The organism is Streptomyces sp. IBSBF 2435 (assembly GCF_036815005.1).
Taxonomy (GTDB): Bacteria; Actinomycetota; Actinomycetes; order Streptomycetales; family Streptomycetaceae; genus Actinacidiphila.
The window spans coordinates 36,990-51,412 of the sequence record NZ_JAJSYW010000028.1; the positions used below are offsets into that span (position 1 = coordinate 36,990).

Consider the following 14,423-nt stretch of genomic DNA (forward strand, 5'->3'; position numbering starts at 1 on the left):
CCTCGCCGCCGCGACCAACGATCAGGAGAATGGCGCATGACCGACATCGACCTGACCAGCCTCACGCCGGAGCAGAAGCGCGCGCTGCTGGCGGAGCGGTTGCGGCGCAAGGGCGGCAGCCGGCCGACGGCCCGCAAGCGCCGGTTCGTCGCGTCCTTCCCCCAGCAGCGCATGTGGTTCCTGGACCGGCTCAACCCCGGCAGCGCCGCCTACAACATCCCGGCCGCGGTGCGCGTGCACGGCCCGCTCGACGTGGAGCTGTGGCGCCGGAGTCTGGCCGAGATCGTCCGCAGGCACGAGTCGCTGCGCACCACCTTCGACGAGGCCGACGGCGAGCCCGTGCAGGTCGTGCACGACTCCGGTGAGCTGGAGCTGACCGTCGAGGAGTGCGGGCACCTGCGCGGCCCCGGCGGCGAGGCGGGCATCCAGGAGCTGGCCCGGCGGGAGTTCGCCCGCCCCTTCGACCTGGGCACCGGGCCGCTCATGCGGATGACGTTCCTGCGGCTGGCCGCCGACGAGCACGTCCTGCTGCTGACCATGCACCACATCGTCGCCGACCTGTGGTCCACCTCGGTGCTGTTCGGCGAGCTGGTCGCCCTCTACCAGGGCCACCTCACCGGCACTCCGGCCGAACTGCCGGAACTCCCCGTCCAGTACGCCGACTACGCGGCCTGGCAGCGCAAGAAACTCGCGGGCCCGGACTTCGCCGCCGAGCTGGAACACGCGAAGAAGCTGCTCGAAGGCGCCGCGCCGGTCCTCGAGCTGCCCACCGACCGGCCGCGGCCCGCCGTGCTGAGCACGACCGGCGGCTCGCGGCCGTTCCACCTGTCCCCCGCGGTGATGGACGGCGTACGGGAGCTGAGCCGGCGTACCGGTGTCACCCCGTTCATGACCCTGCTCGCCGCGTACGCGGTGCTGCTGCACCGCTACAGCGGCGAGGAGGACGTCGTCGTCGGTGTGCCGGTGGCCAACCGCGGGCAGTCCGAGGTCGGGCGGCTCATCGGCTACTTCGTCAACACCCTCGCGATCCGCAACGACCTGTCGGGCAACCCGGCCTTCACCGAGCTGCTCGGCCGGGTCCGCGGTGCGGCGCTCGGCGCGTTCTCCGGCCAGGAGGTGCCGTTCGAGCGGCTGGTGGAGGAGCTGAGCCCGCAGCGGGACCTGTCACGGTCGCCGGTCTTCCAGGTGTCGTTCGTCTTCCAGAACATCCCGGTGCCGGAATTCGACGCCGGCGGGCTCCGCCTGGAACTGATGGAGGTGGCCGGCTCCACCGCGCGCTTCGACCTGGAACTCCAGGTGTTCGAGCAGGGTGACGCGCTCAGCGGCTGGTTCGAGTACAACGCGGAGCTGTTCGACGCGGCCACCGTCGACCGTATGGGCGGCCACCTCAAGGTGCTGCTCGACCGTCTGCTCGCCGACCCCGAGCAGCACATCCTGGACGTCCCGCTGCTGACCGCGGCCGAGGAGCGCGAGCAGCGCGAGGAGCGCGAGGACACCCGCCACGAGTGGCCCGACCAGCTGCTCACCCACCAGCGCGTCGAGCAGCAGGCGGCGCTGCGGCCGGACGCCGAGGCGGTCCACTGCCAGGGCGGGACGCTCAGCTACGCCCGGCTCGACGCGTCCGCGAACCGGCTGGCCCGCAGGCTGAAAAGTCTCGGGGTCGGCCGTGACGTGATGGTCGGGATCTGCCTCGAACGCTCGCTCGACATGGTCGTCGCGGTGCTGGCCGTGCTGAAGGCGGGCGGCGCCTACGTGCCGGTCGACCCGAAGCTGCCCCAGGACCGCATGGCGTTCATGATCGAGGACGCCGGGCTGCCCGTCCTGATCACCCAGACGTCGCTGGCGCCCGGCCTGCCGGCGTCCGGGGCCGCGACGCTGTGCGTGGACGCGCTGCGCGAGGAGATCGCCGCCGAGTCCGCCGAGGCCCTCGGCGAGCCGGTCGCGGACGGCGACCTCGCCTATGTGATCTACACCTCCGGCTCGACCGGGCGCCCCAAGGGCGTCCAGCTGCCGCACCGCGCGCTGCGCAACCTCTTCCGGGCCATGAAGCAGTGGCCGGGCATCGACGCCGGCGACAGCCTCATCGCGGTCACCACGCTGTCGTTCGACATCGCGACGCTGGAACTGCTGCTGCCGCTGGTCGAGGGCGCCCGCGTGGTGGTCGCCACCCGCGAGGTCGCCACCGACGGCAGGCTGCTGGCCCAGGAGATGGCCGCGACCGGCGCGACCATGATGCAGGCGACCCCGTCCACCTGGCGGATGCTGCTGGACGCCGGCTGGCAGGGCCGCCCGGGGCTGCGCGGGCTGATCTGCGGCGAGGCGCTGCCCCCGGACCTCGCCCGGCGCCTGCTGGCCAAGGGCGTGGACCTGTGGAACATGTACGGCCCGAGCGAGACCACGATCTACTCGCTCGGCACCCGGATCGTGGACGGCACCATCACCATCGGCAGGCCGATCGCCAACACCGAGGTGCACATCCTCGACCCCGAGGGCCGTCCGGTGCCGCCGGGCGTGCCCGGTGAACTGTGCATCGGCGGCGCGGGCCTGGCACGCGGCTACGTCAACCGGCCCGAGCTGACGGCCGAGCAGTTCGTCCCCCACCCCTTCGCCTCCGGCCCCGGCGAACGCCTCTACCGCACCGGCGACCTGGTGCGGCGCCGGGCGGACGGCGCCGTCGACTACCTCGGCCGGCTCGACCACCAGGTCAAGCTGCGCGGCTACCGGATCGAGCTGGGCGAGATCGAGTCGGTGCTGCTGTGGCAGGAGCAGGTGAAGGAAGCGGTCGTCGTGGTCCGCGAGGACCGGCCGGGCGACCGGCGGCTGGTCGCCTACCTCGTCCCCGGCCCGGCGGCCGGCGCGCCCGAGGAGCTGCGCCGCAGGCTGCGGGCCGCGCTGGCCGAGAAGCTCCCCACCTACATGCTGCCGTCCGCGTTCGTCCTCCTCGACGCGCTGCCCCTGACTCCCAGCGGCAAGACCGACCGCGCCGCGCTGCCCGCACCGGAGCTGGCGCAGGAGACCCGCGCGGCGACCGCGTACGCCGCGCCCCGCGACGCCGACGAGAAGGCCCTGTGCGACCTGTTCGCGCAGGTGCTGAACGTCTCCGAGGTGGGCATCGACGACAGCTTCTTCGACCTCGGCGGCCACTCGCTGCTGGCCACCCGGCTGATGGCGAGGATCCGCGGCGCGCTCGGCGTCGACCTGCCGGTGCGCGACCTGTTCGAGCGGCCGACCGCGGCCGGACTTGCCGAGCTGCTGCGGCAGGGCGGCGACGAGGTGCGGCCTGCGCTGAGCCCGACGCCCCGGCCCGACCCGCTGCCGCTGTCGTTCGCCCAGCGGCGGCTGTGGTTCCTGCACCAGATGGAGGGCCCTTCGCCCACCTACAACCTCCCGGTGGTGCTGCGCCTGACCGGCGCGCTGGACGTGGACTGCCTGCGGGCCGCCCTCGCCGCCGTCGTCGCCCGCCACGAGTCGCTGCGGACCGTCTTCCCCGACACCGGCGCGGCGGCCTGCCAGCGCGTCCTCGACCCCGGGCAGGCGCGGCCCGCGCTGCCGGTGACCGGGACCGACGACGCCCATCTGGACGACGCGGTGGCCGCCGCGGTCCGGCACACGTTCGACCTGTCCGCGGAAATCCCGCTGCACGCGGAGCTGTTCACCCTCGGCGCCGACACGCACGTACTGGCGATCGTCGTCCACCACATCGCGGCGGACGGCTGGTCGCTGGCGCCGCTGCGCCACGACCTGGCGACCGCCTACCGGGCGCGGCTGGCCGGCCGCGCGCCCGACTGGGCGCCGCTGCCGGTGCAGTACGCCGACTACGCCCTGTGGCAGCGCCGGCACCTCGGCGCGCAGGACGACCCCGGCAGCGTGTGGTCGCGTCAAGTGGACTACTGGCGCACTGCGTTGGACGGCCTGCCCGAGCGGATCGCCCTGCCGGTCGACCGGCCCCACCCGGCGGAGGCGTCCCACCGCGGCGACACCCTGACCTTCCGCTGGGACGCGGACCTGCACGAGGGGCTGGCCCGGCTGGCCCGAGGCTGCGACGTCAGCATGTTCATGGTGCTCCACGCGGCGCTGGCGGTGCTGCTCGGCCGCCTCGGCGCCGGCGCGGACGTCCCCATCGGCGTGGCGGCCGCCGGACGCGACGACCAGGCCGCCGAGAATCTGATCGGCTTCTTCGCCAACACCCTCGTGCTGCGCACGCGGACCTCGGACCGCCAGACGTTCAGGGAACTGCTCGCCGCGGTGGGGGGGGGGGGGGGGGGGGGGGGGGGGGGGGGGGGGGGGGGGGGGGGGGGGGGGGGGGNCCCCCCCCCCCCCCCCCCCCCCCGCCCCCCCCCCCCCCCCCCCCCCCCCCCCCCCACGGCGACATCCCCTTCGACGCCCTGGTGGACGCCCTGCGGCCGGCCCGGTCGATGTCGCACCACCCGCTGGTCCAGGTCATGCTGTCCTGGCAGAGCGTCACCGACGAGACCCTGGACCTGCCCGGCGTCGCGGCGGCGCCGGTGGCGGCGGGCACCGGCACCGCGCGGATGGACCTGGTCTTCCTGCTGCACGAGCACCTCGCGGGCGACGGCACGCCGGGCGGCATCGACGGCGGCATCGAGTACAACACCGACGTCTTCGACCCCGACACGATCCGCACCATGCTGCGCCGGCTGCGCCAGGTGCTGGTGGCGATGATCACCGACCCGGACCGGCCGATCGGCGACGTCGACCTGCTCACCCCGGCCGAGCGGCACCGCGTGCTCCAGGAGTGGAACGGCGCGGGCGGCCAAGCGCCCGCGGCCGGGCTGCCCGAGCTGTTCCAGGCGCAGGCGGCCCGTACCCCGGACGCCGTCGCCGTCAGCTGCGGCGGCGAGCGGCTGACCTACGCCGGGCTCGCCGGCGCCGCCGGCCGGCTCGCTCGGCGGCTGCGCGCCCTGGGCGTCGGCGCAGGCGGCGCCGAGGACGCGGTGTGCCTGCTGATGGAGCGCTCGGTACGGCTGCCGGTGGCGATCCTGGCCGTGCTCAAGGCCGGCGGTGTGTACGTGCCGCTCGACCCCCGCTATCCCGTGTCCCGCATGCGGCTGATCATGGCCGACACCCGCGCGAGCGTGCTCCTCGTGGACGGCCCGGGGCCGGAGCACCCCGCCACCGAGGGCATGCGCGTCCTCGACGTGGCCGCGGAGCTGTCCGCCGCGGACGGCCTGGCGGACGGCGCCGCCGCCCTCCCGCCCGCGGGCGGACCCGACCGGATGGCGTACGTCATGTACACCTCCGGCTCCACCGGGCTGCCGAAGGGCGTGGCGGTCACCCACCGCAATGTGGCGAGCCTCGCCGCCGACCAGGTGTGGCGCGGCGGCAACCACACCCGCGTACTGATGCACGCCCCGACCGCCTTCGACGCCTCCACCTACGAGCTGTGGGTGCCGCTGCTGTCCGGCGGCGAGGTGGTCGTCGCACCGCCCGGCGACCTCGACCCGGACACCCTGCTGCGCACCATCGGCGAACACCGTGTCACCTCGGCCTTCTTCACGGCCGCGCTGTTCAACCTGCTGGTCGAGCGCGACCCCGCGGCGCTGGCCGGGATGCGCGAGGTGCTGGCCGGCGGCGAGGCGCTGTCGCCGCCCGTGGCCGCCAGGGCGCTGGCCGCCTGGCCGGAGACCGTCCTCACCAACGGGTACGGGCCGACCGAGACCACGACCTTCGCCGTGCTGCACCGCACCCGCGAGCCGGCGGACGGCGCCGTGCCGATCGGCACACCGATGGACGACACCCGCGCCTATGTGCTCGACGAGCGGCTGCGCCCGGTGCCGGCCGGCGTTCCCGGCGAGCTGTACCTCGCCGGAGCGGGCGTGGCCCGCGGCTACCTGGGACAGCCCGGCCTCACCGCGCAGCGGTTCGTCGCCTGCCCGTACGGGCCGCCCGGAAGCCGGATGTACCGCACCGGCGACCTGGCCCGCTGGCGCGCGGACGGGCGGCTCGACTACCTCGGCCGCACCGACGCCCAGGTCAAGATCCGCGGCTTCCGCATCGAACCGGGCGAGATCGAGAACGCGCTCGGCGCGCACCCCGCCGTGGCGGACGCCGCCGTGCTGGTGCGGGAGAGGCCCTCAGGCGGCAAGGAGCTCGTCGGCTACGCCGTACTCGCCGGCGGCAGGCACGCCGAGCCCGCCGAGCTGCGGTCCTTCGTGGCCGAGCGGCTGCCGCAGTACATGGTGCCGGTCGTGGTGACGGTGCTCGACGCCTTCCCGGTGACCGCCAACGGCAAGCTCGACCGGCGCGCGCTGCCCGCGCCCGACCTCGGCGCGGCCACCGCGTCCCGGGCGGCGGCCACCCCGGCCGAGCGGACCCTGTGCACCGTCTTCGCCGAGGTGCTCGGGATACCCGACATCGGCGCCGAGACCGGCTTCTTCGATCTGGGCGGGGACAGCATCCAGGCCACCCAGCTGGTCGCCGGCGCCCGCACCGCCGGTCTGGTCCTCACCGTCCGGGACGTCTTCACCCACCAGACGGTGGCGGGCATCGCCCGGGTGGCGCGGCCGGCCGGCGAGGACACCGGGCCGGGCGTCGCGGACATCGGCACCGGCGAGATCCCGCTGCTGCCCGTCATGGAGAGGCAGCGGCAATTCGGCGGCTCGGCCGTCGGCTTCGACCTGTCCGCGACCGTCGGCCTGCCGCGGGGCGTGGACGGGGACCGGCTGACCTCGGCGCTCCAGGCGCTGGTCGACCGGCACGACGCGCTGCGCACCCGGCTGGTGGCCGCGCCCGGCGGGCAGTGGTCGCTGTACGCGGACGAGCCCGGCGCGGTACGGGTCGCGGACGTCCTGCGCCGCGTGGACACCAGCGGGCTCGCCGACGCGGACGCGCGGGCGCTGATCGCCGAGCAGACGGCCGCCGCCAAGCAACGGCTCGACCCGGCCGCGGGCGCGATGCTCCAGCCGGTGTGGTTCGACGCCGGGGCGGCGCGTCCGGGCCGGCTGCTGCTCGCCGTCCACCACTTCGCCGTCGACGGCGTGTCGTGGCGAATCCTGCTGGCCGACCTCGCCGCCGCGTGGGAGGCGGTCGCCGCGGGCCGCGAACCGGTCCTCGCGCCGGTGGCGACGTCGCTGCGCGGCTGGGCCGCCCGGGTGGCCTCCGGCGAGGCCGTCGCACGGCACCGCCCCGAACTGCCGGTCTGGCAGGGCGTCCTGCGGGACGCCGCGCCGCTGGTGGCGGGCCGGCTGGACCCGGAACGCGACGTCACCGGCACCGAGGGGCGCCTGTCGGTGACCCTCCCGGCCGAGGACACCGCGCCGCTGGTCGGACAGGTGCCCGCGGCCTTCCGCCGCGGCATCCAGGACGTGCTGCTGACCGCCTTCGCCCTCGCCGTCGGCCGGTGGCGCGCCCGCCGGCCCGGCGGGGACGGCGCGGGCGGCGCAGCGGTGGTGCTGGACGTGGAGAGCCACGGCAGGCACGAGCACCTGCTCGACGGCGTCGACCTGTCCCGTACGGTCGGCTGGTTCACCAGCGTCCACCCGGTACGCCTCGACTGCGGCGCGCTGTCCTGGGACGAGGTGACCGGGGCGGGCAGCGAGCTGGCGGCGGCCGTCGCCCGTGTCGGCAGGCAGCTGCGGGCGATCCCGGAGCGCGGCCTCGGCTACGGGGTGCTGCGCCACCTCGACCCGCGCAGCGCGCCCCTGCTCGCCGCGCAGCCCGCGCCGCAGGCGCTGTTCAACTACCTCGGCCGGGTCCCCGTCACCGACGAGGAGACGCCGTGGCTGCCGCTGCGGGACGACACCGCGCCCGGCACCACCGGCGCCCGGCCGCTGCCGTACCCGATCGAGGTCAACGCCGTCACCCAGGACGGGCCCGGCGGCCCGCGGCTGGTGGCCGACTGGAGCTGGGCGGCGTCGCTGCTCACCGAGGACGAGGTCCGCGACCTCGCGGACGCCTGGTTCGACGCGCTGCGCGCGATCATCCGGTGCGCCCGCGCGGTCGGGGACGGCGCGGTCGAGCCGGTCCGCGACGACGCCGAGCACGCCGCCGCCAGCGCGGCCGACCTGCTGCACGCGCCGATCCCCACGGCCGACCGCGGCGACGGCGCCGGGCTGTCCTTCGGCCAGCTGGAGTTCCTGCTCCAGCCGGTCGGCCCCGACCACGCGCACCACGGCGTCATCACCGCGTGGCGGGTGCGCGGCGCGCTCGACGCCGCCGCGCTGCGCCGCGGCCTGGACGACCTGGTGCGCCGGCACGACATCCTGCGCACCCGCTACGTCCAGCGCGGCTCGGCGACCGTCCAGTTCGCCGACGGCAGGGCCGAGTGGCCGGTCGAGACCGTCGACCTGCGCGCCCACCAGGAGCACGACCGGCGCGAGAAGCTGCGCGAGCTGCTCACCCGGCAGACCGAGCGGCCGTTCCGCATCGCGGACGGGAACCTGGTCCGCGGCCTGCTCGTACGGCTCGGCGACCAGGAGCACGCGCTGGTCCTCGTGGCCCACCACATCCTGGTCGACCACTGGGGCTTCCTGGTCATCATCAACGAGCTGTCGCAGCTGTACGCGGCCCACACGGCGGCTCGGCGGCCGGAGCTGCCCGACGTGATGGTCCAGCACCTGGACTACGCGGCCTGGGAGCAGGCGCTGCTGGCCGGCGGCGCGCTCGACGAGCACATCGGGCACTGGCGCAGGGAACTGGACGGCGCGGCCCGCGCGCTGGAATTCGACGCGCCGGCCCACCAGCTGGACGACTTCGTCGAGGGCTACAGCCACAGCGTCGTGGTCGGCGCGGACGTCATGGCGGCGGTGAAGGACGCCGCCCGACGCGAGGGCGTGACCCTGTTCATGATGCTGATGTCGGCCTTCCACGTGCTGCTGCACAGCTACTCCGGCGCGACCGACATCGCGGTGAGCCACCCGCTGGCCGGCCGCGAACGCCCCGAGACGACCCGGATGGTCGGCCCGTTCATCAACATCATCCTGAACCGGTCGCGGATGGCGGACGACCCGACCGTCCACGACCTGGTCCAGCGCGTCCTCCAGGGCGAGCTGGACGCGTACTCGCACCAGAACGTGCCGGTGCGCGCGCTGGTGCACGACGGCGTCATCGGCGACGGCAACCACCTGCCGCTGCGCGTGATGCTCAACCTGCTCGGGGTGCCGAGCCGCACGCTGGCCCTGGACGGCCTGGACGTGGCGCCGCTGGACGTGCAGGTCGGCGACGAGAGCCCGCTCCCGGAGCTGATCACCGCCATCGAGCCGCACAACCTCGACCTGTACCTGGTGGCCCGCGAGGCCGAGGGCGAGCTGCGCGGCCTGTGGGTGTACTCGCCGGACTGCATCGCGCCGCCGGTCATGGGGGCGCTGGTGCGCCAGTGGCCGAGGGTGCTGGAACTCGTCGCGCGGCACCCGGAGCTGACGGTCTCGCAGCTGCGAGACCGCGTACGGGCCGAACCCCCGGTCTCCGACCGGTCCGCGCACACCACCGAGGCCGTCGCCCACACCGACGGCGGAATGTAGGAGACATGACCGAATCCACCTGCCCCATCACCAACGGGCTGCCGACCCTGCGGGAGCGGCCGTTCGACCCGCCGGAGGTGCTGCGCGCCCAGGGGCCGATCTGCCGGATGGCCTTTCCCGACGGCTACGAGGGCTGGCTTGTCACCGGCTACCGGCAGGGCCGCGCGATCCTGTCCGACAAGCGGTTCAGCTCCGCCTCGACGCACAAGCACCTGGCCTTCCCCTCCGACCGCCCCTCGGACCTGGAAGAGGGGATACCCGGCCTTTTCGAGCACATGGACCCGCCGGACCACACCCGTTTCCGGCGGCTGCTGGCCGGCCAGTTCACGCTGCGCCGGATGCGGATGCTCACCCCGCGGATCGAGGAGATCACCGCGCAGTACGCCGACGCGATGCTCCGCAAGGGGCCGCCCGCCGACCTGGTCGCGGACTACGCGGTGCCGGTGTCCTCGCAGGTGATCTGCGAGCTGCTCGGGGTGCCCGTCGCCGACCGCGAGCGGTTCGAGGGCAACTCGGCGAACATCCTGCGCCTGGACGTCGACCCGCTGGAGGCGCAGGCCTCGGTGAAGGACCTCGTCGAGCTGACCGGCGAGCTGCTCATGCGCAAGAAGGCGGAGCCGGCCGGCGACGTGCTGAGCGTGCTGGTGGCCGGGGAGGACGTCAGCTTCCCCGAGGCGGTCGGCGCCACCTTGCTGCTGCTGGTCGCCGGGCACGAGACCACGGCGAACATGCTCTCGCTCGGCACGTACGCGCTGCTGGACAACCCCGGCCAGCTCGACCTGCTGCGCGCGGACGAGTCGCTGGTCGAAGGCGCGGTCGAGGAGCTGCTGCGCTACCTCACCGTCGTGCATGTGGGAGTGCAGCGCACCCCCGCCGAGGACGTCGAGATCGACGGGGTGACCCTGCGCAAGGGCGAGACCGTGCTGATCCACCTCCCCAGCGCCAACCGCGACCCGGACCAGTTCACCGACCCCGACCGCCTCGACGTCACCCAGGGCGGGCTCGGCCACCTCACCTTCAGCCACGGCATCCACCAGTGCCTCGGGCAGCAGCTGGCCCGGCTGGAACTGCGCATCGGCTACACCGCGCTGCTGCGGCGCTTCCCCGGCCTGCGCCTCGCCGAGGCCCCGGAGCGGATCCCGATGCGCTCCGACATGACCGTCTACGGCGTCCACCGGCTGCCGGTGGCGTGGTAGCCGGCGGCCGGGGGGGATAAGGCGATGGCGAATCCGTCCGACGGCCCCGACGGGACCTACCGGGTGCTGGTCAACGAGGAGGCGCAGCACAGCCTGTGGCCGTCCGGCGTCGGGGTGCCGGCCGGCTGGTCGCCGGTGTTCGGCCCCGGCACGCGGGACGCCTGCGCCGGCTACGTCGAGGCCCGATGGACGGACCTGCGCCCGGCCTCGGTCCGGGCGGCCCGGTGACGACCGCGCCGGCGCAGCGCTCGCCCTTGCGGAGCCGGCAGTTCCGCAGGGTTGTCACCGCCGAGTTCGTCTCCTCGGTCGGCACCCAGATGACGACGCTGGCGCTGCCCTGGTTCGTCCTGATGACCAGCGGCTCACCGGCACGGATGGGCCTGGTGTTCGTCATCCAGATCCTGCCGGTGCCGCTGCTGGCCATGCCCGCCGGGCTGCTCGTGGCCCGCTGGGGTGCCCGCCGCGTCACGATCGCCGGCGACCTGGCCGACGCGGTGCTGGTGGCGGCGGTGCCCACGCTGTACTTCGCGGACATGCTGCCGTTCTGGGTGCTGCTGGTGATCGTGGCGCTCGTCGGCTGCGTCGCGTCGGCGTACCTGTCCGCGCAGCGCATGCTGCTCACCGAGACCGTCGGCTCCGACGAGGGGGCCGTCACCGCGGCCAACGCGCTGTTCGAGACGGCGACCTCGTCGGCGCGGCTGGTCGGCCCCGCGGTCGCGGGCTTCCTGATCGCCGGAATCGGCGCGCTCAATGTGCTGTGGGTCGACGCGGTCTCGTTCGCGGTGTCGGCCGCGCTGCTGACCGGGCTGCCGCGCGGCGAGCCCGCGCAGGCGCCGCTGTCGGCGAACCGCATGGCGGAGGGCGCGCGCTACCTCTTCCGTGACCCGGTGCTGCGGACGATGTCGCTGGCCGTGCTCGGGTACGGCACCCTCATGCCCGTCGTGCTGCTCGCGCTGCCGGTCATGGCCAGGAGCCGCTACGACGCCAACCCCCATGTGGTCGGCTGGCTGCTGGCCGCGTGGGGCGGCGGCACCGCCCTGGGCACCGTGATCGTCGCCCGGCTCGCGCGCCGCATCCCGCCGACCCGCTTCGCGGCCTGCGGCGGTGTGGGCGCGGCCCTCGTGCTGTGGCTGCTGCCGTGGGACCAGCCGGCCGCCACGGCGGCGCTGACGGTCGCGGCCGGCTGCATGTTCCTGCCCGCGGTGACCGCGCCCGCCGTCGCCCTGCTGACCCTGCGGCCGCCCGAGCACCTGCGCCCGCACGTGGTCCCGGTCTTCGGCGCCGCCGTCTTCGTGGCCAGCCCGGTCGCCTACGCGGCGGCGGGCGTCCTCTTCGAGCACCTCGCCGTGGGCACGGTGCTGGTCGCGGTCGCGGTGGGGGCGAGCCTGTGCGCACTGGTGCTGCTGAACCTGGTGCGCGGCCCGGCCGACTGATCCGTACGGACCCCTCCGGGGGCTACGCCGGCGCCGCGCCCGCCCGGGCCGTCACGGCGCCGTGCCGCCGCGCTCGGGGTCGTCCACCTCGTGCACCGCGGCCTCCTCGGCCGGCGCGGAGGCGTCGTCGATTCCCACATCGGTGGCGGCGACCCCGTCGTGCACCGGCCGCTCGATGCCCTGGTTCGGCGCGACCAGCCGCCCGGACCTCTCGTCGCCCGCCTCCTGGTCGACCAGCTCGCCGTCGGTCCCCGGCGCGTCGCCGAGCGGGTCTCCGTCCTGGTCCTGCGGCCTGTCGCCGACGTCCGGCACTTCCTCGGACAGCCGTTCGTCGAGGTTCTCGCCCTCGCGCTGCTCGGCCGCCGTGGTGCCGGGCTTGTCCACCGCGTACGGGCGTTCCGGCGGGGAGTAGCCGCGGTCGAGCATCGTGTCGTAGTCGTCCTCGCCGACGGCGTCCTCCATGTCGAGCGGGGAGGCGTCCTCCTGCTCCTCGTTGCTCCCGGTGGGCTGGTAGACCTCGTCGCCCCTCGCGTCGTCGGTCATGGCACGCTCCTCTCGCTCCTGGGCTCGCCTTCCGCGCCGGCGCCGCACGGCTTTCGTGCCGCCGCCCGCGGTCATGGCCCTACCACGAGCGGCTAACCCCTGACGGCGCCGCCGAAACGTGACCGGCGGCTCCTACCGCCGCGACCTCCCAGGTCAGCCGCCCGGCTAGTGCCCGGCTGCGCAGCCCGGCGGCGCGTGTCAGCCCGCCCGGACGCGGCGGACCCCGAAGTGCGCACCGCGCGGGTCGCACCCGGGACCGACCTGCCCGGCGCGCCGGGCCGCACCGCCTGAGGCCCGCGCGGCCGGGCGTCAGGCGTGGGCGGCTTCGCGGACGGAGCGCGGGGCCGTCTTGTCCAGGGCGACGCGGACCAGCGCGGAGGCCAGGACGGCCGGCTGCGTGCCGTCGGCGAGGGGGAGCAGGGCCGCCGGGGTGGTGGGCAGGCCCAGGGCGCGGGCGCCCTGGAGGGCCTTGGCGTCGAGGTAGGGCGCCGCCTGCGGCCAGACGGCCTGCGCCTCACGCAGGAAGATGTCGGCGCCGGCCGGTCCGACGCCGGGGAATTCCTGGAGCCCGCGGCGGATCGCGGCGGTGTCGCCGCCGGCCTCGTCCCGCAGCCGCCGCAGGTCACCGCCGTAGCGCTCGGCGGCCAATTCCGCGCCCTCGCCGAGCTGGGTGGCGGTGCGCTCGTCGTAGCGCCGGTAGCCGCCGCGGCCGAGCGCGTCGACCCGCTGCTGCCAGGTGGCCGCCGCCATCCGGCGCGGATCGCGCATACCCGCCGCGGTCAGCTCCTTGGCCGCGGCGACGGCGGTCCCGGCCCGGATACGGGCGCTGAGCAGGCCGGCGAGCACGAGCAGCCGGTACAGCGGCTGCGGGGTGTCCGTGAGGCGGATGCCCGCCTCGGCGGCGTACGTACGGCCGTAGCCGTCCAGAAGGGCGCGCATCACGTCGCGCCGGGTGGTGGCGGCCATTTGCTCTCATCTCCCGCGAGTGCGTAGGGAAGTCCGGTCGGCCGCCCCGCGCCCCGCTGGGGGAGCGGGGCGGCCCGTGCCGTGCGCTCAGACCGCCGCCATGGTCCCGGACGGACGCATCGCCTCCGAGTCGGCCCGGCTGGGGTCGCCCGCCAGGTGCCGCCGATCGGGCGGCTCCGCCGTCGGGGCGGAGCGCTGCTCCCTGCGCGTGCCCTGATGCATCGGTTTCCATGCATTTTGTCCACTCAGGGCGCTTAGGCCGCCGGAGTGACGGTGACTGCCAGGGCCGCCGTTCCCGGCCCGCGGTGTCCGCGGACGCCGGGAATCCGCGGGCATGCGGTACGGCAACCGGGGAAAACGCGAACGGATGTTGCTGTCCGGCAGAGGTCGCGAGGGGAGTGTCCGGTGAGCGGAGCGCTACGAGTGCACATCGTGGAGGAGCGGGGCCGGCTGGCGGTGGTGGCCGCGGTGGGCGATCTGGACATGTCCACCGCCGGGGACTTCCACAACGCCGCGACCGGTCTCATCGCCGAACACCCGGACCTGGTCGTGGACTTGGCGGGAGTGGAATTCTGCGACTCCTCCGGCTTCAACGCGCTGCTGCGGGTACAGCGCCGGGTGCACGAGGCGGGCGGCCGGTTCGCTCTGGCGGCGGCCCCCGAACCCGTCGCCCGGCTGCTGACACTGGCCGGCGGCGGTGACGACCTCTTCGCCCTCTACCGGGGCTGGGAACAGGGCGCCGAGGCGCTGAGCCGCTGACCCCGCAGCGGCGTCTCCCCGCAGCAGGAAGCCTGGGTGGTCCCACC

8 protein-coding genes and 1 pseudogene are annotated in these 14,423 nt (G+C 75.0%); 6 read left to right on the forward strand and 3 right to left on the reverse strand.

The features are described from left to right. Positions 1-171: 171 nt before the first annotated feature. The 5 genes and pseudogenes from V7E46_RS08075 to V7E46_RS08095 form a co-directional block, all read left to right on the forward strand. Positions 172-4,188: pseudogene (locus V7E46_RS08075) on the forward strand (amino acid adenylation domain-containing protein); the annotation flags it as partial. A gap of 200 nt (positions 4,189-4,388) precedes the next feature. After that, a complete protein-coding gene (locus V7E46_RS08080; RefSeq protein ID WP_333767774.1) occupies positions 4,389-9,479 on the forward strand; it encodes an amino acid adenylation domain-containing protein in 5,091 nt (1,696 codons plus the stop codon). A gap of 5 nt (positions 9,480-9,484) precedes the next feature. Further along, the gene (locus V7E46_RS08085; RefSeq protein WP_333767775.1) at positions 9,485-10,675 is read left to right on the forward strand and encodes a cytochrome P450; all 1,191 of its coding nucleotides are present in this window, start codon (positions 9,485-9,487) and stop codon (positions 10,673-10,675) included. 24 nt (positions 10,676-10,699) lie between these two features. Further along, positions 10,700-10,903, forward strand: a complete 204-nt coding sequence (locus V7E46_RS08090; protein WP_333767776.1) for an MbtH family protein — start codon at positions 10,700-10,702, stop codon at positions 10,901-10,903. Then, positions 10,900-12,108, forward strand: coding sequence for an MFS transporter (locus V7E46_RS08095; protein WP_333767777.1), 1,209 nt, complete (start codon positions 10,900-10,902; stop codon positions 12,106-12,108). The genes V7E46_RS08090 and V7E46_RS08095 overlap by 4 nt, the downstream gene beginning before the upstream one ends. 51 nt (positions 12,109-12,159) lie before the next feature. On the opposite strand, the gene V7E46_RS08100 is transcribed toward V7E46_RS08095, so the two are convergent. The 3 genes from V7E46_RS08100 to V7E46_RS08110 form a co-directional block, all read right to left on the reverse strand. After that, complete coding sequence (locus tag V7E46_RS08100) at positions 12,160-12,651, reverse strand: DUF5709 domain-containing protein (protein ID WP_333767778.1); 492 nt, start codon at positions 12,649-12,651, stop codon at positions 12,160-12,162. A gap of 309 nt (positions 12,652-12,960) precedes the next feature. Next, positions 12,961-13,617 carry an endonuclease gene (locus tag V7E46_RS08105; RefSeq protein ID WP_333767779.1) on the reverse strand — a complete coding sequence of 219 codons (657 nt, stop codon included), beginning with the start codon at positions 13,615-13,617 and terminating at the stop codon, positions 12,961-12,963. 87 nt (positions 13,618-13,704) lie between these two features. Further along, positions 13,705-13,839 carry a hypothetical protein gene (locus V7E46_RS08110; protein ID WP_333767780.1) on the reverse strand — a complete coding sequence of 45 codons (135 nt, stop codon included), beginning with the start codon at positions 13,837-13,839 and terminating at the stop codon, positions 13,705-13,707. 183 nt (positions 13,840-14,022) lie between these two features. Between V7E46_RS08110 and V7E46_RS08115 the strand changes: the two genes are divergently transcribed. Further along, positions 14,023-14,376: an STAS domain-containing protein gene (locus V7E46_RS08115; protein WP_333767781.1), complete on the forward strand. Its 354-nt coding sequence runs from the start codon at positions 14,023-14,025 to the stop codon at positions 14,374-14,376. The last annotated feature ends 47 nt before the right edge of the window (positions 14,377-14,423 follow it).